Source organism: Bacillus sp. FSL H7-0578, from assembly GCF_038630855.1.
GTDB lineage: Bacteria > Bacillota > Bacilli > Bacillales > Bacillaceae > Bacillus > Bacillus safensis.
The window spans coordinates 2404572-2423544 of the sequence record NZ_CP152045.1 but is presented as its reverse complement, the minus strand read 5'-3'; the positions used below and the strand labels follow the sequence as shown (position 1 = coordinate 2423544).

General features: G+C 42.7%; 21 protein-coding genes and 1 riboswitch. Of the genes, 16 read left to right on the top strand and 5 right to left on the bottom strand.

Annotated elements, in window-relative coordinates:
• The first annotated feature begins 51 nt into the window (after positions 1-51).
• From MHB41_RS12475 to pheA, 4 genes are read left to right on the top strand one after another with little or no spacing between them, the layout of a single operon-like run.
• Positions 52-645, top strand: coding sequence for a sporulation initiation phosphotransferase B (locus MHB41_RS12475; protein WP_024423157.1), 594 nt, complete (start codon positions 52-54; stop codon positions 643-645).
• Positions 646-666: 21 nt separating this feature from the next.
• Complete coding sequence (gene obgE, locus MHB41_RS12470; RefSeq protein WP_024423156.1) at positions 667-1953, top strand: GTPase ObgE; 1287 nt, start codon at positions 667-669, stop codon at positions 1951-1953.
• 55 nt (positions 1954-2008) lie between these two features.
• A complete protein-coding gene (locus tag MHB41_RS12465; protein ID WP_008342790.1) occupies positions 2009-2452 on the top strand; it encodes an ACT domain-containing protein in 444 nt (147 codons plus the stop codon).
• Between the two features lie 18 nt (positions 2453-2470).
• Positions 2471-3349 (top strand): prephenate dehydratase, encoded by an 879-nt coding sequence (gene pheA, locus MHB41_RS12460; protein WP_024427846.1) that lies wholly within the window; start codon positions 2471-2473, stop codon positions 3347-3349.
• A 23-nt stretch (positions 3350-3372) separates the two neighbouring features.
• Here pheA and MHB41_RS12455 read toward each other — a convergent pair whose 3' ends face one another.
• Positions 3373-3915, bottom strand: a complete 543-nt coding sequence (locus MHB41_RS12455; RefSeq protein ID WP_024423154.1) for a transcription repressor NadR — start codon at positions 3913-3915, stop codon at positions 3373-3375.
• Between the two features lie 3 nt (positions 3916-3918).
• A complete protein-coding gene (locus tag MHB41_RS12450; RefSeq protein WP_340900070.1) occupies positions 3919-5070 on the bottom strand; it encodes an IscS subfamily cysteine desulfurase in 1152 nt (383 codons plus the stop codon).
• Between the two features lie 85 nt (positions 5071-5155).
• Between MHB41_RS12450 and nadB the strand changes: the two genes are divergently transcribed.
• The 5 genes from nadB (at position 5156) to MHB41_RS12425 (ending at position 10840) form a co-directional block, all read left to right on the top strand.
• Positions 5156-6730, top strand: coding sequence for an L-aspartate oxidase (gene nadB / locus MHB41_RS12445; protein WP_340900072.1), 1575 nt, complete (start codon positions 5156-5158; stop codon positions 6728-6730).
• Positions 6712-7575 (top strand): carboxylating nicotinate-nucleotide diphosphorylase, encoded by an 864-nt coding sequence (gene nadC, locus MHB41_RS12440; RefSeq protein ID WP_327827659.1) that lies wholly within the window; start codon positions 6712-6714, stop codon positions 7573-7575. The genes nadB and nadC overlap by 19 nt, the downstream gene beginning before the upstream one ends.
• Positions 7562-8671 (top strand): quinolinate synthase NadA, encoded by a 1110-nt coding sequence (nadA, locus tag MHB41_RS12435; RefSeq protein ID WP_034279863.1) that lies wholly within the window; start codon positions 7562-7564, stop codon positions 8669-8671. Before nadC ends, nadA begins: the two co-directional genes overlap by 14 nt.
• Positions 8672-8802: 131 nt before the next feature.
• A complete protein-coding gene (gene safA, locus MHB41_RS12430) occupies positions 8803-10089 on the top strand; it encodes a SafA/ExsA family spore coat assembly protein (RefSeq protein ID WP_340900078.1) in 1287 nt (428 codons plus the stop codon).
• A 133-nt stretch (positions 10090-10222) separates the two neighbouring features.
• Positions 10223-10840 carry a YhcN/YlaJ family sporulation lipoprotein gene (locus MHB41_RS12425; protein WP_024423149.1) on the top strand — a complete coding sequence of 206 codons (618 nt, stop codon included), beginning with the start codon at positions 10223-10225 and terminating at the stop codon, positions 10838-10840.
• Between the two features lie 45 nt (positions 10841-10885).
• On the opposite strand, the gene MHB41_RS12420 is transcribed toward MHB41_RS12425, so the two are convergent.
• Entirely contained in the window at positions 10886-11518 is a 633-nt protein-coding gene (locus MHB41_RS12420; protein ID WP_041115101.1) for a LysE family transporter, read from the bottom strand.
• Between the two features lie 235 nt (positions 11519-11753).
• Positions 11754-11862, top strand: a riboswitch (TPP riboswitch).
• 126 nt (positions 11863-11988) lie between these two features.
• On the opposite strand from MHB41_RS12420, the gene thiC reads away from it, so the two are divergent.
• Positions 11989-13749 (top strand): phosphomethylpyrimidine synthase ThiC, encoded by a 1761-nt coding sequence (thiC, locus tag MHB41_RS12415; RefSeq protein WP_340890148.1) that lies wholly within the window; start codon positions 11989-11991, stop codon positions 13747-13749.
• 36 nt (positions 13750-13785) lie between these two features.
• Here thiC and MHB41_RS12410 read toward each other — a convergent pair whose 3' ends face one another.
• Entirely contained in the window at positions 13786-13932 is a 147-nt protein-coding gene (locus MHB41_RS12410) for a hypothetical protein (protein ID WP_326136203.1), read from the bottom strand.
• Between the two features lie 192 nt (positions 13933-14124).
• Here MHB41_RS12410 and MHB41_RS12405 point away from each other — a divergent pair, with 192 nt between their 5' ends.
• Entirely contained in the window at positions 14125-14307 is a 183-nt protein-coding gene (locus MHB41_RS12405; RefSeq protein ID WP_008342761.1) for a hypothetical protein, read from the top strand.
• 224 nt (positions 14308-14531) lie between these two features.
• Here MHB41_RS12405 and MHB41_RS12400 read toward each other — a convergent pair whose 3' ends face one another.
• Positions 14532-15176 (bottom strand): serine/threonine protein kinase, encoded by a 645-nt coding sequence (locus MHB41_RS12400; RefSeq protein ID WP_034279877.1) that lies wholly within the window; start codon positions 15174-15176, stop codon positions 14532-14534.
• A 239-nt stretch (positions 15177-15415) separates the two neighbouring features.
• On the opposite strand from MHB41_RS12400, the gene MHB41_RS12395 reads away from it, so the two are divergent.
• The 5 genes from MHB41_RS12395 (at position 15416) to queA (ending at position 18942) form a co-directional block, all read left to right on the top strand.
• Positions 15416-15916, top strand: a complete 501-nt coding sequence (locus MHB41_RS12395; protein WP_046312308.1) for an intercompartmental signaling factor BofC — start codon at positions 15416-15418, stop codon at positions 15914-15916.
• 148 nt (positions 15917-16064) lie between these two features.
• Positions 16065-16670, top strand: coding sequence for a Holliday junction branch migration protein RuvA (gene ruvA / locus MHB41_RS12390; RefSeq protein WP_024423144.1), 606 nt, complete (start codon positions 16065-16067; stop codon positions 16668-16670).
• 11 nt (positions 16671-16681) lie between these two features.
• Positions 16682-17686, top strand: a complete 1005-nt coding sequence (gene ruvB / locus MHB41_RS12385; protein ID WP_024423143.1) for a Holliday junction branch migration DNA helicase RuvB — start codon at positions 16682-16684, stop codon at positions 17684-17686.
• Entirely contained in the window at positions 17679-17879 is a 201-nt protein-coding gene (locus tag MHB41_RS12380) for a DUF2905 domain-containing protein (protein ID WP_340900083.1), read from the top strand. Before ruvB ends, MHB41_RS12380 begins: the two co-directional genes overlap by 8 nt.
• Positions 17880-17913: 34 nt before the next feature.
• Positions 17914-18942 carry a tRNA preQ1(34) S-adenosylmethionine ribosyltransferase-isomerase QueA gene (gene queA / locus MHB41_RS12375; RefSeq protein ID WP_034279883.1) on the top strand — a complete coding sequence of 343 codons (1029 nt, stop codon included), beginning with the start codon at positions 17914-17916 and terminating at the stop codon, positions 18940-18942.
• Positions 18943-18973 lie beyond the last annotated feature (31 nt).

Below are 18973 nucleotides of genomic sequence, written 5' to 3'. Positions count from 1 at the left end.
TATTGATGATAAGACTCCTAAAAGAGAGACCAAACGATTGGGAGTGCGATAATGGAAGAGATACCAAGTAAAGAAAATGAAAAATTAACTCACGTTGCATTAACAAATGAATTGATCTATCTGCTCAGTCGTTCAAGACACGACTGGATGAATAAATTACAGCTGATCAAAGGCAACTTGACATTAGAAAAATATGACCGCGTGTTTGAAATTATAGAAGAAATGGTCATTGAAGCACAGCATGAATCCAAACTCTCAAATTTAAAAATTCCCCAATTGGCCTATTACTTTCTAACATTTAATTGGGAGTCGCATTTTATCACCTTAGAATATGAAGTGCTTGGTGAAACCCGAGACTTATCAGCATATGAATCGCAGCTGCTAACGGTATCACAGGAGTTGTTTTCGATATTCGATCAATCAGTTTGCCAAAAAACTGAAAATCATTTAACGGTCACTTTCCAAACAGATCATGAAGAAAATGATGTGATCTTATATTTTGATTTCAAAGGAAAATTAACAAGTTTGGATGCGTTAAATGCGTTTCATGACGCAAACTATCCATGTATGAGTATAACGCAATTTCATGTGACGCCTCATGAGTCCATGATTGAGCTTTGTTTGAGGCAAGAACGAGATATGTGATGCAGAGAAACGGAGGAAGTTATGTTTGTAGATCAGGTTAAAGTGTATGTTAAAGGCGGTGACGGCGGAAACGGTATGGTGGCGTTCCGTCGTGAAAAATATGTACCAAAGGGCGGCCCAGCAGGCGGCGACGGCGGAAATGGTGCAGATGTTGTATTTGAAGTAGACGAAGGACTTAGAACGTTAATGGACTTTCGTTATAAGCGCCATTTCAAGGCTGACCGCGGCGAGCACGGAATGAGTAAAAACCAGCACGGCCGAAATGCGGAAGAAATGATTGTCAAAGTTCCGCCGGGTACGGTTGTGACAGATGCAGAGACGGAACAAGTACTAGCTGACTTGACAGAGCATGGGCAGCGGGCTGTAATTGCCAAAGGCGGACGTGGCGGACGTGGGAATTCACGCTTCGCAACACCAGCAAACCCTGCACCACAGCTGTCTGAAAACGGTGAGCCAGGTAAAGAACGTGACGTCATCTTAGAATTAAAAGTACTTGCAGATGTTGGACTTGTTGGTTTCCCAAGTGTCGGGAAGTCAACGCTGCTCTCGATTGTCTCTTCTGCGAAACCAAAAATTGCGGATTATCATTTTACAACGCTTGTACCGAACCTCGGGGTTGTTGAAACAGACGATAACCGAAGCTTTGTTATGGCGGATCTGCCAGGACTGATCGAAGGAGCGCACGAAGGCGTTGGCTTAGGTCATCAATTTTTACGTCATATTGAGCGTACACGTGTCATTGTCCATGTCATTGATATGTCTGGACTTGAAGGGCGTGACCCATACGAAGACTACGTGACGATTAATGAAGAGCTTGAGCAGTACAATATGAGATTGACAGAGCGTCCGCAAATCATTGTTGCGAACAAAATGGACATGCCAGATGCAGCTGACAATCTAGAGGCATTTAAAGAAAAATTAACGGATGACTATAAAGTGTTCCCGATTAGTGCGATCACAAGAGAAGGGCTTCGTGAGCTCTTATTTGAAATCGCCAATCAGCTTGAAACAACACCGGAATTCCCGCTCTATAATGAAGAGGAGCTGTCGGATAACCGTGTGATGTACAGGTTTGATGAAGGCGATGCACCATTTGAGATCTCTAGAGATCCTGATGGCACATTTGTCTTAACGGGTAAAGCACTTGAGCGTCTGTTTAAGATGACAGACTTCTCAAGAGATGAATCTGTTAAACGATTCTCTAGACAGCTGCGCGGAATGGGTGTCGATGATGCCTTGCGTGAGCGCGGAGCAAAAGATGGCGACATCATTCGTCTGCTTGAATTTGAATTCGAATTTATTGATTGATCAAAAGGAGGGTCCAGACCATGGGCTCTCCCGTTTTTAAAAGGGGAGAAAACAGGTGAAAGAAGAAACGTTCTATTTAGTAAGAGAGGATGTACTTCCAGATGCGATGCGAAAAACGCTTGAAGTCAAAAAGCTTCTCGATCGCAAAAAAGCGGATTCAGTTGCCGATGCTGTTCAAAAAGCGGATTTAAGCCGCAGTGCTTTTTATAAATACCGAGATGCTGTTTTTCCATTTTATACAATGGTGAAAGAGCAGATCATCACATTGTTTTTCCACCTTGAGGACCGGTCTGGGGCTTTATCAAGACTGCTTCAAATTGTGGCTGACTCTGGCTGTAATGTGTTATCCATTCACCAAACGATTCCGCTGCAAGGAAGAGCGAATGTCACCTTATCAATTAGTACAGCTGGTATGGCAGATGATATCAACACCGTCATGAATCAATTAAGGAAGCTTGAATTTGTCGAAAAAGTCGAAATTCTAGGTTCTGGGGCGTAAAAGGAGAGATCATAGCAGATGAAGCAATTAACTGTAGGTTATTTTGGACCAGAGGCAACATTTACTCATTTGGCCGTATGCTCTTGTTTTCCAAAAGATGCGGTGCAGCGTGCCTATGCAACGATTCCGCAATGTATGGATGCTGTGTCAAAAGGCGAAGTCGATTTGGCGGTCGTTCCACTTGAAAATGCCCTCGAAGGCTCTGTGAACTTAACGATTGATTATTTAATTCATGAAGAAGCGCTGTCCATTGTGGGGGAGATGACAGCACCAATTCGGCAGCATTTGCTTGTCCACCCATCAAGAGCGGAGAGCTGGGAGACGTTAGATGTCATTCAATCGCATCCTCACGCGATTGCCCAGTGTCATCAATTTCTGAAAAAGCAGTACCCTCATATTCCTCATCGGCCAGTGGAATCAACAGGCTATGCAGCAAAATACATCAGTGAGCATCCAGATGAAGCTGTCGGGGCTATTGCCAATGAAATTGCCGCAAAAACGTATGGTTTGGCGATTGCAAAAAAAGACATCCATGATTATCCGCACAACCATACACGCTTTGTGATTTTACATAAAGATCCTAACGCATCGTTCCCAATGAATTCTGGTTTCTCATCAAAGCCAAAAACGACCATTGTGGTCAGTCTGCCTAAGGATGACCAATCAGGCGCATTGCACCGCGTGCTGTCTGCTTTTTCTTGGCGGAATCTTAACTTGTCAAAAATTGAATCTCGTCCGACAAAAACAGGTCTTGGACATTATTTATTTATTATTGACATTGAAAAAGAAATGGATGATGTCCTCGTCCCTGGTGCGATTCAAGAATTAGAAGCGATTGGCTGTGAGGTCAAGCTGCTTGGCAGCTATCAAACATATGAATTAACGAATGAAAAATAGTGTCCCGTGAGGACACTATTTTTTTAATCTTTTATTAAAAACCCAGCATCATCCAGCGCTTGAATGGCTTGGTCAAGCTGCTTTTGGCTGTAAGAAGTGAGAGTATGCAGGTGCACGCCGTCTGTTAGTTCTGACAAGTAGGACGCGCCGGTGTTAGAAATATGATGGACAAAATCAGCGACTTGTTTCCGTGTGCTGACGCGAATAGAGGCCGTTAGTTCACCATAAACAGGATGCTCAATGATCACATCTTTCACCGTCACTCCAAAGTCAACAATCAAGGTCAGTTCCTCTTCTGTACGAGCAGGATCATGTTTGCAGGCGATGATTTGTTCAATTTCTCTTTCTGGCGCATGCTGCGCTGCCATATACACATAGCCTTGGCTTGTGGCAATAATGGGTTCGTTTTTTGCTTTTAATAATGAAATATCTTGTACAATGACTTGCCGAGAGACAGCCGCCTTTTTAGCTAAAAAGCTTCCAGTAAGCGGTGTGTCTGTTTCTTTAAGCCACTCTAAAATGGCGTTTCTTCTTTCTTCGCCAATGAGTTTCCTCTCTTGCTCCACGTCCTAAGCTCCCTTCTTCTCCTTTTGCAAATGCTCAAATGTATGCAAAAGCTGATCGATGTCCTCTTTTGATGACTGCCATCCAAATGATAGTCGAATAAATTGTAGGGCATCACGATCTGATACACGCAATGCCTTCACAGCAGGGGAAGGATGGTGATAACCGGAAGCACATGCGCTTCCAGTAGATAGACAAATCCCATGCCGGTTACATGCTAACATTACATATTGTCCTTCAAACCCTTCAAAAAAACAACCAATAATATGAGGAAGCGTGCGGCGATTGTCATTGTCCTGAAGTGTATGAACTGGCAGCTGTCTTATTTTTAACTGCTGAAGAAAATAATCACGCAGCTGCTTATCTAATTTTTGCTGTTCATCCAGCCTAAGCATCGCTTGTTCACTTGCGGCAGCAAAAGCACCGATACATGGAACGTTTATTGTCCCTGGACGTAAGCCATTTTCCTGAACTGCTCCTGTATATAAAGGTTTCCAAGGAACATGAGCGCCCATATAAACGGCACCAGCGCCTTTAGGAGCATACACTTTATGACTTGAGATGGACACAGCATCGACTCCAAGTTCTTTGATGGACACACGAATCTTTCCAAATGTTTGCACAGCATCTGTATGAAAAAGAATGTTCCTTTCTTTTAAAAGAGGCGCTAATTCAGCAAGCGGCTGGATAATCCCTGTTTCTGAATTAGCATGCTGAATAGATACTAGTCCTGTTTCAGGCAATAATGCTTTTTTAAGAATGTCCTTTGTTATGATTCCATCCTGATTCGGTTCAATGATCGTGACTTTTACGCCAAGACGCTCTAAGCTGCTAACTGCATAATGAACAGAAGGATGCTCAACTGAAGTTGTGATGACATGCTGTTGATGTGCTGGCAGTCCATTGATGATCGATTGAATCGCAAGGAGATTGGATTCAGTTCCACCGCTTGTAAAATAGATCCCATCCGGTTCACCCTCGATCATGGCAGCGAGTGATTGTCTGCTGTAAGTCAATATGTCATTTGCTTTTCCCCCAGCATCATGAAGGCTGCTTGCATTTCCGTAAAAATTTTTGCTTAGCTGCTCAAAAACATGCAGCGCTTCCTCTGAAACAGGTGTAGAAGCTGCGTAATCTAAATAAACCAACCCATCCATCTCCCGTGTGAAAATTTTTTCTTGTATTTATTTTAGTGTTGTGTAATGATATGTGTCAAGACAGGTGTAAATGACAGGAGGGGCGATGGTGTCATCAATCAAAAAAGTTATTGTGGTGGGGTCAGGCATTGCAGCGCTTTCCTTTGCAAAAACCATTTCGAAAAGCTGCCAGGTCATCATGATGACAAAAAAACAATGTTCATCTAGTAATTCCATGCTGGCTCAAGGAGGAATCGCTGCTGCCTTTTCAGCACATGATTCAGCTGAGCAGCATGTGCAAGATACACTAGCTGCCGGCTGTGATCACAATGATGAAAGAACGGTACAAGAAATCGTGAGACTTGGAAAACACCTTGTGGAGCAGCTCGTAGCAGAAGGCTGTCCATTTGATCAAGATGAGGCAGGAGAGCCGCAATTAGGCAAAGAGGGAGCACATACCACTCATCGCATTTTGCATGCAGGAGGAGATCAATCAGGTAAAACCCTTGTACAGTTTCTGAAAAGTCAGCTCGGCTCACATATTCATTTATACGAATATCATCATGTCATTGATCTATTGATTCATGAAGGGACATGTACGGGTGTTGTATGGAAAGACGAGACAGGACACGTACATACGATGACCGCAGATGCCGTTGTTTTATCAACTGGCGGCTGCGGCTCCCTGTATGAGACAAACACAAATGATCCTTCTATAACAGGAGACGGACTGATGATGGCCTATCGAGCCGGGGCACAATTAGTGGATCTCGAATTTGTTCAATTCCATCCAACTCTTTTAACAATCGCTGGAAAAGCAGTTGGCCTCATTTCAGAGGCAGTACGGGGAGAGGGAGCTTATTTAGAAGATGAAACAGGCAGGCGGATCATGAAAGGTATTCACCCACAAGCTGATTTAGCACCTAGAGATGTGGTCGCTAGAGCTATTTTTCATGAGCAGCAATTAGGTCATCAATTGTATCTTAACATCCATGATATCCCGCATTTTTCAGCTCGTTTTCCGGCCATAGCTCAGATGTGCCAGCGTGCAGGCGTCGATATGGAAAGCGGCAGGCTGCCAATTTCCCCCGGTATGCACTTTTTAATGGGCGGCATTAGCGTCAATGAATATGGAGAAACGACTGTTCCAAAGCTATTTGCCATTGGAGAAGCGGCCTGTACTGGCTTACACGGTGCGAATCGATTGGCGAGTAATTCTCTTCTGGAAGGTCTCGTGTTAGGCAGCAAAGCGGCACAGAGAATTGAACAACTGCCTAAACAGAAAGAAACAAGTCCACCTTTTTCAATTCAAGAAATATGGATGGTCCCAATGATTTCAACAGCTCAGCTGAGACAATGGATGACTACATTTGCGGCCATTGTGAGAGATGAAAAAGGCTTGCAGACTTTGCTTCATTCGTTGCAACATGTCAATTTTCAGCAAATTAATGTGAAGGATATCACAAATGAACAGGTCGAATTAAGCAATCAATGGGCATTAGCGGTTTGCCTTGCTAAATCTGCATTACTTCGTACAGAAAGCAGAGGCGGCCATTATCGAATGGATTATCCAGAGCGGAGTGATGCGTTGTGGCGGGGCAGGCAGATTGTTCATGAAAAAGGCCACATTCACATTATGAAAAATGAAAGGATCGGTGCCAAATGGAACGTTTACAGTTAAAACAAATGCTCACTCATTTTTTCACAGAAGATATTGGTTTTGGAGATGTATCAGCTGATGCCATCTTTGGAGACAAGAAAGGAACAGCTCTTATCATTGCGAAACAATCTGGTGTATTGGCAGGGTCACAACTGATTGATACAGGGTACCGCCTGTTGAATGAACAGATTCAAACTGAGCTGTTTTTTCAAGAAGGTGATTGGATTCATTCAGGCGCTGTACTGGCGAAAATAAAGGGCCCAGTCAACGACTTATTAAAGGGAGAGAGGGTCATTTTAAATCTATTGCAGCGAATGACAGGTATCGCCACCTTAACACATGAGGCGGTGCAGCGATTAGATGACCCGTCTATTACGATTTGTGATACGAGAAAAACGACACCCGGCTTGCGTATGTTAGAAAAATACGCAGTAAAGACAGGCGGTGGAAAGAATCATCGCTTTGGCTTATCGGATGGGGTGATGATTAAAGATAATCATATTGCCGCATGCGGTTCTATCCGTGAAGCTGTAGAGAAAGCAAGAGCATATGCCGGTCATATGGTGAAAATTGAAGTGGAAATTGAATCAGAAACGCAGCTAATGGAAGCCATTGAAGCAAAAGCGGATGTCATCATGTTTGATAACTGCTCTCCGGACGAGGTAAAACGTTTTAAACAAATGACGCCAGAGTCCATTCTGACAGAGGCTTCAGGGGGCATCACGTTAGAGACATTGCCAAGCTACAGGGGGACCGGAGTCGATCTTATTTCACTTGGTTTTCTGACTCATTCAGCCCCAGCATTTGATTTTAGTATGAATATGGAATTCAGTCATAAAGGGGGAACAACTCATGTCCATGCTTAATGTATTAGCCAATCAACATGCAGTCATGATGCCAGATGAATATAAACACCGCTCTGATGATGAGATGAAGCAGCGAGTGTTAGAAATTAAGCGGGCTTTTGGTTCAAAGCTTTTTATACCGGGCCACCATTATCAAAAGGATGAGGTCATCGAATTTGCAGATGCCACAGGAGATTCATTGCAGCTGGCACAAATTGCTGCCGACAATCACGAGGCTGAATACATTGTGTTCTGCGGTGTTCACTTTATGGCAGAAACGGCAGATATGCTGTCAAACAAGAATCAAAGCGTCGTTTTGCCAGATATGAGGGCGGGCTGTTCAATGGCAGATATGGCGAATATGAAACAAACAGACAGAGCATGGGAGCAGCTCACTGATCTGTTTGGGGATACAATACTTCCGCTTACGTACGTCAATTCAACAGCAGATATTAAAGCATTTGTCGGCAAGCATGGCGGGGCGACTGTTACTTCGTCAAACGCTAAAAAAGTACTCGAGTGGGCACTGACACAAAAAGAGCGGATTCTGTTTCTCCCTGATCAGCATCTAGGGCGTAATACGGCTTTTGATTTAGGTATTCCGCTAGAAGAAATGGCTGTGTGGGATCAGATAGAAGAAAAGCTCATCACCGATCAGCCGCTTTCTCGTATTAAGATGATTTTATGGAAAGGCCATTGCTCCGTACACGAGAAGTTTACCGTTCAGAATATAGAAGAAATGAGAAAAAAAGACCGTGACATTCAAATTCTTGTCCATCCTGAATGCACGCATGAGGTCGTAAGGGCTTCTGACCTAGCAGGTTCAACGAAATTTATTATTGATACGATCAAACAGGCACCAGCAGGAAGCAAATGGGCGATTGGAACAGAGATGAATTTAGTCAAACGGATCATAGCGCAGCACCCAGATAAACAAATTGAATCCCTTAACCCAGATATGTGTCCATGTTTGACTATGAACCGGATTGATCTGCCTCATTTGTTATGGTCACTTGAAAGCATTGAGAAGGGTCAGCCGGCCGGGTTGATACAGGTCAATGAAGACATCACGAAAGACGCATTGCTTGCACTCAAGAAAATGCTCACCATTAAATAATGAATCAGCCCCTCCTATCAGAAAACAAGTTTTTATCATATCGGCTTGTAAATAGGCATAAATTTATGTTGAAACATATTGTACTTCTGACATAACCGTTACGTTCACGTTTTGCATAGGAGGGGAAAACGTTGAAAATTCATATTGTGCAAAAAGGAGACTCCCTTTGGAAAATTTCAAAGAAATACGGAGTCGACTTTCAAGAATTGAAAAAACTAAATTCACAGCTCAGTAATCCTGATTTGATCATGCCGGGTATGAAGATTAAAATTCCATCTAGTGGTGTTCCTGTGAAAACAGATCATCACAAAGCAAAAGAAATGCCAAAAACGAAAGAACATCCGTATGTGAAAGAAAAGCCAAAAGATGTTGTGCAAGTGCAAGATACGAAACCGAAGGAAAAGCCAAATGAACCGGTACCATATGTACCGCCAGTGCCAAAGATCGAGCAGCCAGTTTTTCCGCAAGTCGATGTGAACTATTATCAGACCAATCTCTACCAGCCATTCACGCCTCCTCCCAAAAAAGATCATCATGAGAAAAAAGATCACGTTCATCACAAAAAGGATCACAAGGATCATTTTCATCACGAAAATAAAGACCATAAAGATAACAAGGATCATTTTCATCATGAAAATAAGGAACATATAGACCACAAGGATCATTTTCATCATGAAAATAAGGAACATAAAGATAACAAGGACCATTTTCATCATGAAAATAAAGGTCATCTAAAAGAAGAAGTAGCGAAGGGGTATGATCCGTTTATTCATATTCCGCATCAAAAAGAGGAGGGAAAAGACATGGAGCATGGCAATTATCCGAACCTTCCTAACTTCCCGCAAATGCCAAATATGGGAGGGGCAGCGGTAGGGGGAGTGGCTGAAAATAACGAGCATCATCATCAGCACCATCATCATGAACCATATGATCCTTATTTTGGTTATGGTCATTACATGCCGGCGATGTATCCATATCCGCAGCAAATGGTGCCGGCATCGCCAATTTTACCGGGATCAGGCCTATGTTATCCAATCCAGCCATATTATCATCATCATATGATGCCATATCCATACCCGGCTCATCCGTATTATCCTGCGTATCAAGCGCCAGCTTACTACGGAGAGAATCATGAGCACCATGCAAACGACGGACATCACTGGCATCACCATATGCATTCAAACGCCAATGCAAATGCCAACGCAAATCAAGGGTTTTATCCAAATGTTTCAAATCCAGCATATGGAAAGGAAGACTGCGGATGCGATGATGGCATGAAGCATCATCAGCCTTGGCCAGGACATGATCCGAATCCTGTTCCTTATGGCCAAATGGGGGCTTATCCAGCTCAGCCTTATATGCAGCCATATCCAGGTCAATCCGTTTTTGCAAGGCCGGAGGAAGAGGAAGAAGATTAATGACAGAAGGAACGATCTCAATCGTTCCTTTTTTTGTTTATAACTGACAGCTTGATTTTTTTCCTAACTGTACATGCTAAAACAGAGCCTGTTTCGCGCTCATGAGATTGAATTTGTACAGGGGGTTTTTCGTTTGAGACAAAAATGGCAAAAAACAATCGCATTAGTGCTTCTTCCTATTGGTTTAACGGCATGTGGTGCAAATAATAACGCAGGTGTCGATACACGTCATAATCAATCAGGCCAGCCGGTTGGTTATCATTCAAATCAACGAGCGGAAGACAACAACCAAGATCATCAAGGACCAGTTTCTGAACTCATGGAGGGAATGAACGGGAGAAATACAACAAATGTTGATTACCGTACACGTCCTCAAGCTGATGATCGAATGCCTCTCACAGGTGGAGATGGACGCTACAGTCATGGAGATATGAACTATCATAATCAAATGTCGTTCTCAGGCTACGATAAACAAGAGAACATCCAGCGTTCAAGAAAAATTGCCAACCGCATCAATAAAATGAATCACGTGGCAGACTCTCAAGTCATGGTGACGGATGAGAATGTGTATATTGCCATTAAATCAGATGGCCGCCTGACGTCAGAAGGCGTATCACAAGTAGAAGAAGCAGCGACTCGTTATGCGGATGGAAGAGCAGTCCAAGTCATAAAAGATGAAGGTGCATTCACACGCTTTAGAGACATGAGAAGAACGCAATTTGAAACAGGCCAAACAGGCATGACCCGATAGTTTGACACAAAAAGGCTAAAGTTCATCACGAACTTTAGCCTTTTCTTAAAAATAAACCTTGATGCCTATATAAAATTCGTAAAAGAAATAACAGCCAAACCCTAGTAATAAAATACCAGCAATAATGGATGTCCACTTGATCATCGTCCGATTCATCACTTTTCTTGTTAACGATACAAGTGTGAGAAGACCGATGTCATGAAGGAAAATCCCTGCCAAGATACCGCCGGCAGCCAGCATAAATTCAGATGAATCTGTTTTTGTATACGCATCCGCAAGTACAGCACCAAAAACAGAAACCCAGAACACAAGATTTCCAGGAGATACCGCCACGAGCAAGCCGTTTCGATATGTTTTTGCGAATGATTTATTGACCTTTTCTCCTGCTAAATGGATATCTTGATCCGCGTGTTTAATGGAGTCGTATGCGAGAATCATTAAAAATACAGCTCCGATCAGCCAGAGCGGGATTTGAACAAACGGCAAAGATAAAAACTGAGCAAATCCAGCATATAAAGCCAAGATAAGTAATAAGTCTATGGTCATACCGCCTGCTCCGACAGTTAAACCATGAAAGAATCCGTTTTTGAGTCCCTGTTTTGTCATTTCAACCGTGATTGCTCCAACAGGCAGAGCAATTGAGAATCCTACGACGATAAATGTGAGAAATGTTTGCAATCGACTAGAACTTCCTTTGAATAAATTGTATAAAAATTCTCCGTTTAGATTAATTATACATAATAGGAGAAAAGGATCAACGATTATTTCAGATTTAATTGAAATGAGAGAGACAGATCATGTATAGAAATCTGTATATCAATATAATCCATAAAGCTTGTAGGGGAAAGGAACTATTTTCCTGAATTCTCTTTTTTTCATGATGTCTCTATGCTACACTGATGTGGAAATCAATAAAAGTGACTAGGGGTGCCCGTAAATGGGCTGAGAGAGTAGCATAAGCTTCTTAACCCTTTGGACCTGATCTGGCTCGTACCAGCGTGGGGAAGTTGAAGATGATGCATGTATCCTATCAATGATATGCATGTTTATTTCTGACGACGAAACCAGGTTCTTTCAATAGAGCCTGGTTTTTTGCTGGTGCTGATTCCATCCTGTCCGGTGACAAGAAGAAAAGGAGAGAACAGCAAATGAAGGAAAAGAAAAGTGTCCCATCCAACCAATCATTATTATCCAGCTTTGACGGCAGCCGAAAGGTGTATGAGAAAGGATCAAGGCCCGATATCTTAGTGCCGAAAAGAGAGATTGCGCTCTCACATACTGTGACAGAGGCGGGCGGCATAAAAAATGAACCAGTCCGTGTATACGATACGAGTGGACCGTACACTGATGAGAACGTTCATATTGACGTCACAAAGGGATTAAAGCGTCTTAGGGCAGCATGGATTGAAGAAAGAGGAGATACAGAAAGCTATGAAGGGCGTCATGTAAAACCGGAAGATAACGGATATCGTTCAAGGGAGAAGGAGTCCTTCCATTCTGTCCAAACTGATTTTCATCATAAGCCGCTCCGCGCGAAACAAGGAGCGCGCGTGACGCAAATGCATTATGCCAAAAAAGGCATCATTACGCCTGAAATGGAGTTTATCGCAATAAGAGAAGAGCTAAGCCCTGAGTTCGTTAGAGAGGAAGTAGCGAGCGGAAGAGCCGTCATTCCTTCGAATATTAACCATCCAGAAAGTGAACCAATGATTATCGGAAGGAATTTTCATGTCAAAATCAATGCGAATATTGGTAATTCAGCTGTCACGTCATCCATTGTTGAAGAGGTTGAAAAAATGACATGGGCGATCAGATGGGGGGCAGATACAATGATGGATCTGTCTACTGGAAAGGATATTCATACAACGAGAGAATGGATCATTCGGAATTGCCCAGTCCCAGTAGGAACCGTTCCTATCTATCAGGCCCTTGAAAAAGTGAATGGAGTCGCAGAAGATTTGACGTGGGACGTGTACAGGGACACATTAATTGAACAAGCAGAACAAGGTGTAGATTATTTCACAATTCATGCGGGCGTGCTGTTAAGATATATTCCGCTTACAGTCGATCGGGTGACTGGAATTGTTTCAAGAGGCGGTGCAATTATGGCAAGATGGTGTCTTGCTCATCATCAAGAGAATTTCCTCTACACTCACTTCGAAGACATTTGTGAAATTATGAAAAAATATGATATCGCCTTTTCACTTGGAGATGGACTTAGACCAGGCTCGATTGCTGATGCCAATGATGAGGCGCAGTTTGCAGAGCTGGAAACGTTAGGTGAATTAACAGAGATCGCTTGGAAACATGATGTGCAGGTGATGATTGAAGGGCCAGGACATGTCCCAATGGATAAAATCAAAGAGAATGTGGACAAGCAAATGGACATTTGCAAGGAAGCACCATTTTATACGTTAGGGCCTCTTACAACAGATATCGCGCCGGGGTATGATCACATTACATCCGCAATCGGTGCGGCCATGATCGGCTGGTACGGAACAGCCATGCTGTGCTATGTAACACCAAAAGAGCATTTAGGTCTGCCGAACAAAGAAGATGTGAGAGAAGGCGTGATCGCCTATAAAATTGCGGCACATGCCGCTGATCTAGCAAAAGGACATCCTGCTGCTCAAAAGCGCGATGATGCTTTATCGAAAGCGAGGTTTGAATTTAGATGGCGTGACCAATTCAACCTGTCACTTGATCCAGAAAGAGCCTTGGCGTTCCATGATGAAACATTGCCTGCCGAAGGCGCTAAAACCGCTCACTTTTGCTCGATGTGCGGACCGAAGTTTTGCAGTATGAAAATTTCTCATGATATCCGCAATCAATCTGAAGAAGTGAAAAGAGAGATGGAAAAGAAGGCGAAGGAGTTTGTCAGTCAGGGAAGTCAAATTTATCAGCCCTAAAAAAAGAACCTCGCACGCATGCTGTGCGGGGTTTTATCAAACGGCTGAGAAGGCTTTTCTTAAAAGGTGAAAAAATGCCTTTGCTGCATATGCCAGCATGTCCACACTTGGAATGAGAGCATCTGTTAAATGAAAAAAGACTGTTTGTTTTACGGGAGATGTTCGTTTCTTTTTCTGCTTCATTAAGGGCAGCCTCCTTTTTAATCAATATACTTCTTTGCAGATCTGAGAGATAGATATGTTGTGTGAATTTAAACAAAATTTAAACTTCTTGGGTTTGAATGGAAACAAGGAGGGGAAACGAGTTGAATAGAGAATGAATGAAAAGAGCTGATCTATTTGACCAGCGAACAAGAAGAGTGGAAGGTGATCTTTATGATGAAAGTATTTAAGGTAACATTTCATATGAACAATGGGGAAGTGCTTGATTTCGAGCTCAAACGTCCAGCTACCTATGATGTGTATAAAAAAATTGAAGAAGCCAATCATTGGTTTAAGCTGAATAATGAAATCATTAACCTATTAAACGTCAATAGTATCCATGTAGAAACAGAATAACGCAGAAAGCCGCTCAAAGAGAGCGGCTCAGCGTGTAGACAAACCCTCGCATTCGTTGTCAGTTCTGCGTGCCGGTGCTCACGAATGTCCAATTCGCTCCGCTCCGGTACTCGTCCTTCCTAGACTGCAAAGGTTTTCTATCACGCTGAAAAGAAAGGGCTAAAATCAAGATCATTTTAGCCCTTTGTCAACAATCTGAGCCGCTCAAAAGAGAGCGGCTTTCATTATGCAGAAAAATCATTTCGATTATTAAGCTGCCCGCGGGACAGCCAGTTCTTTTTATACAAATATGCAATGACTTCAAGCCACAGACGCGGTGCTTTTTTAGGGAAAAAAGGTTTTTGGTAATAGGCATAAGCGGCTTTTAAATCATCCCATTGATGACATGCTTTCGTTTGCGTGAATCTGGCAACGTCAATGACCCTGATCCGTCCTTCTTTTGTTAAGATCAAATTGCGCAGATGAATATCAGAAGGATTCAATCCTTTCTCGCGCGCTTCCTCCAGCGCATCATCGACTTGTTCAATCATTTGTTTTTTAATAGGAATTCCTTTTGTAAGGCATTCATAGAATGTGTAGCCTTTAATATATTCCATTAAAATATACTGATCCCCAGACTCATAAATCTCAGGGTAGTAAGACGAACCGGAAAGTTTTTCGTAAATGGCAGCCTCTTTGCGGGCAATATGCTGATAAGAAGGGAAAAAGACTTTTAGTGCCATTTTCTTGCCGTCTTTTTTGTATAAAAAGACATAGGCACTTCTTCCTTTGCCGCACAGTTCAAGCTCTGCCGGTTTATAGGCAAGCTTATGAAAACGTTTCTCTTCATGATATTGAATCGATTCGGCTAATCTTTTGACATCTGACATTGACTTCACCTTCTTTGGTTTCAGTTTATGCGGCTGAAAAACGAATGATGAAAAAACCGTGTCATTCGATAAAGCAATGGATTGTATAAAACATAACATTTACGAATGAAGGATACAACGAAAGACTCTTACCATACATTTGAATGATCGATTTGGTTAATGTTTAGAAAAATGGGTCAAACTACATATGTCATGCATCGATCTCATGTTCTAAAGAGGTGTAAATAGTGAAAGTGAAGATGAAATGTTTCGTTACAGGACTTATCATGACAAGTGTGCTTTTTTTTGCTGCGGATATGGAAGGGAAAGAACACTTGCAAAAGCAGTCAAACTCTATTACCGTCCAGCTTGAAAAAGTCTATCTAGACGGCGATGTGAGTATTGAAAGACACCGGGCATCATTAGAAGACAAAGACACATTCTGGGCGCAGTATAAAGGCTGGACGCTCGTAGAACAAAAAGAGGATTTTGCCCTTTTTAGAAAGCAAATTGATGATATCTCTCCATTAAGTAAAGCAAATGGATATATCGGATTATCAGAGGACGGTGTGATTTCTACGTTTCATGGAAGGCCTGACGGCTGGGCGGAGCCTATTCATCTCTTTTTTCAAATTGATACGTCCCGTTTAGAAAGTCATGTGGAAAAGCAGCTTGAGCAAGGCATTCCTTTTCGAACAAAGGATGAATTTGAGCATGTGCTTGAAGTCATGAAGCCTTATCGAAATGAAGTATCGTTTTAAAGCGTGTAACAGCTTGCTGGTGTGAAGGCCGCAAGCTGTTTTTCGTGGTTTCATCATAAAAATGTACTGAGCGAACGTATGTTAACTTTTATTGCGGTTTTCTCTTCGATTTATGTTACAATGAAGAACAGTCAAAGAGGTGAAAACGGTGATAGAGTTTGTAAAAGGGACCATTGATTATGTGTGCCCGCAATATGTTGTCATTGAAAACGGCGGAGTGGGATATCAAGTCTATACCCCAAACCCGTTTATCTATCGAGTAAATAAACAAGAAACGATTTATACGTATCATTACATAAAGGAAGACGCCTTTTCGTTATACGGTTTTCAAACACGAGAAGAAAAAGCGCTGTTCACAAAACTGTTAAATGTCACAGGAATTGGGCCAAAGGGCGCACTCGCCATTCTTGCTTCCGGGGATCCTGGCGCTGTCATTTCAGCGATAGAACGTGAAGATGAAGCGTTCCTGATTAAATTCCCTGGTGTGGGCAAAAAAACAGCACGCCAAATCATTCTGGATCTAAAAGGCAAACTTGCAGATGTGGTGCCAGAGATGATTGGCAACTTATTTAATCACGAGGACCACATTCAGGTCGAAACGCAGCAAACTGCATTAGATGAAGCGCTTGAAGCCTTAAGTGTCCTTGGATACGGTGATCGTGAAATCAAAAAGGTTCTTCCATTATTAAAAGAAGAAAAGAATCTCACAACCGATCAATATGTGAAAAAAGCTTTACAAAAAATGTTGAAATAGGGTGATGTCTCATGGATGAACGGCTCGTCTCAACTGAAGCAGACAACCATGAATCAGCCATTGAGCAAAGTCTGCGGCCACAGACACTTAGCCAATATATCGGTCAGCAAAAAGTAAAGGATAACCTCAGCGTATTTATTGAAGCTGCCCGCATGAGGCAGGAAACGCTTGATCACGTCCTTTTATATGGACCTCCTGGACTTGGGAAAACAACGCTTGCGTCGATCATTGCCAATGAAATGAATGTTCAGCTGCGTACAACGTCAGGACCAGCGATTGAACGTCCTGGTGATTTGGCGGCCATCTTAACATCTCTTGAGCCAGGTGATGTATTGTTTATTGATGAAATTCACCGCTTGCAGCGCTCAATTGAAGAAGTGCTGTACCCAGCAATGGAGGACTTTTGTTTAGATATTGTCATTGGAAAAGGAGATACAGCACGCTCTGTACGGCTTGATTTACCGCCATTTACGCTTGTAGGTGCAACAACCCGTGTCGGGCTGTTAACAGCGCCGCTTCGTGATAGGTTTGGGGTACATGCAAGATTGGAATACTATGAACAAAGAGATTTGGCTCACATTGTGGCAAGAACAGCCGAGCTGTTTGAGATTGGGATCGATATTCGCTCTGCTGAAGAGATTGCGAGACGTTCCCGGGGAACACCGAGGGTTGCCAATCGTTTGCTCAGAAGAGTAAGAGATTTTGCGCAGGTGCTTGGGAATCATGCCATTACGCAGGATATTGCGGAAGATGCCCTAGAGCGTCTTCAAGTCGACAGGCTTGGCCTTGATCATATAGACCATAAGCTGCTTTTAAGTATGATCGAAAAATTTAGAGGCGGTCCTGTTGGGCTTGATACGATCTCAGCAACAATTGGAGAAGAATCACATACGATTGAAGATGTGTACGAACCGTACTTACTGCAAATTGGTTTCCTGCAAAGAACACCAAGAGGGCGGGTCGTCACAAGAGAAGCGTATGAACATTTTCAAATGGAGGTTCCGATTCGTGACTGAATTCCCTAAAATATTAATGATTTTAGGTGGTGTCCTTTTTGCCGCAGGATTAGTATTTCAATTGGTTGGTAAGCTTCCAGGTGATATTTTTGTGAAAAAAGGAAATGTAACGTTCTTTTTTCCTGTCATTATATGCATTGTCATTAGCATCGTACTAACCATATTACTTAATATCTTTGGACGGATGAAATAACGTTAACTAGTTAACTACAGAATAGGTGAAGGAAATGAAGCTAGAACTATTTGATTTTGATTTACCAGAAAGATTGATTGCACAAGTGCCGCTTGAAAAAAGAGATGCATCAAGACTGATGGTCTTAAACAAACAAACGGGTGCGATTACACATGATACATTCTCACAAATCATCAATTATTTTCAAAAGGGTGATTGTCTCGTTCTAAACAATACGCGCGTTCTGCCTGCACGTCTGTTTGGTATGAAAGAGGATACAGGTGCCAAAGTAGAGCTGCTTCTATTGAAACAAGAAGAGGGAGACAACTGGGAAACACTTGTCAAACCAGCCAAACGGGTGAAAAAAGGGACGGTTATCACGTTTGGTGATGGACGGCTCAAAGCAGTATGCACAGAGGAAATGGAACATGGCGGAAGAAAAGTCGAGTTTCAATATACAGGCATTTTTTATGAAGTGCTTGAATCCCTTGGTGAAATGCCGCTGCCTCCATATATTAAAGAGCAGCTTGACGACCGTGAACGCTATCAAACCGTTTATTCAAAAGAGGTTGGCTCCGCTGCTGCGCCAACTGCCGGTCTCCACTTTACAACCGAGCTGCTGGATGCGCTGAAAGCGAAAGGTGTACACATTGCTTTCATTACGCTGCACGTAGGGCTTGGCACATTTCGTCCGGTAAGTGCAGAACGTATTGAAGAACACGAAATGCACGCAGAGTTTTATGAAATGAATGAAGAAACAGCTGATGAGCTTAACCGCATTCGCAAGGAAGGCGGGCGGATTATTTCAGTCGGCACAACGTCAACAAGAACGCTTGAAACCATTGCAAGTGCACATGATGGTGAGTTCAAAGCCTCAAGCGGCTGGACGTCGATCTTTATTTACCCTGGCTATACATTCAAGGCAATTGACGGCATGATCACGAATTTCCATCTGCCAAAATCCTCGTTAATTATGCTTGTCAGCGCATTAGCTGGACGAGAGCACGTACTTAAAGCGTACAATGAGGCTGTTAAAGAGGAATACCGATTCTTCAGCTTTGGCGATGCCATGCTGATTCAATAACATCATACAACAAAGACAGGAGGGCTCATTT

Excerpts from the sequence above, each read along its gene's own strand:
- MHB41_RS12475 (WP_024423157.1), top strand. The coding sequence starts at position 52 with ATGGAAGAGATACCAAGTAAAGAAAATGAAAAATTAACTCACGTTGCA.
- obgE (WP_024423156.1), top strand. The coding sequence starts at position 667 with ATGTTTGTAGATCAGGTTAAAGTGTATGTTAAAGGCGGTGACGGCGGA.
- pheA (WP_024427846.1), top strand. The coding sequence starts at position 2,471 with ATGAAGCAATTAACTGTAGGTTATTTTGGACCAGAGGCAACATTTACT.
- MHB41_RS12450 (WP_340900070.1), bottom strand. The coding sequence starts at position 5,070 with ATGGATGGGTTGGTTTATTTAGATTACGCAGCTTCTACACCTGTTTCA.
- nadB (WP_340900072.1), top strand. The coding sequence starts at position 5,156 with ATGGTGTCATCAATCAAAAAAGTTATTGTGGTGGGGTCAGGCATTGCA.
- nadC (WP_327827659.1), top strand. The coding sequence starts at position 6,712 with ATGGAACGTTTACAGTTAAAACAAATGCTCACTCATTTTTTCACAGAA.
- nadA (WP_034279863.1), top strand. The coding sequence starts at position 7,562 with ATGTCCATGCTTAATGTATTAGCCAATCAACATGCAGTCATGATGCCA.
- thiC (WP_340890148.1), top strand. The coding sequence starts at position 11,989 with ATGAAGGAAAAGAAAAGTGTCCCATCCAACCAATCATTATTATCCAGC.
- MHB41_RS12410 (WP_326136203.1), bottom strand. The coding sequence starts at position 13,932 with ATGAAGCAGAAAAAGAAACGAACATCTCCCGTAAAACAAACAGTCTTT.
- MHB41_RS12405 (WP_008342761.1), top strand. The coding sequence starts at position 14,125 with ATGATGAAAGTATTTAAGGTAACATTTCATATGAACAATGGGGAAGTG.
- MHB41_RS12400 (WP_034279877.1), bottom strand. The coding sequence starts at position 15,176 with ATGTCAGATGTCAAAAGATTAGCCGAATCGATTCAATATCATGAAGAG.
- MHB41_RS12395 (WP_046312308.1), top strand. The coding sequence starts at position 15,416 with ATGAAATGTTTCGTTACAGGACTTATCATGACAAGTGTGCTTTTTTTT.
- ruvB (WP_024423143.1), top strand. The coding sequence starts at position 16,682 with ATGGATGAACGGCTCGTCTCAACTGAAGCAGACAACCATGAATCAGCC.
- queA (WP_034279883.1), top strand. The coding sequence starts at position 17,914 with ATGAAGCTAGAACTATTTGATTTTGATTTACCAGAAAGATTGATTGCA.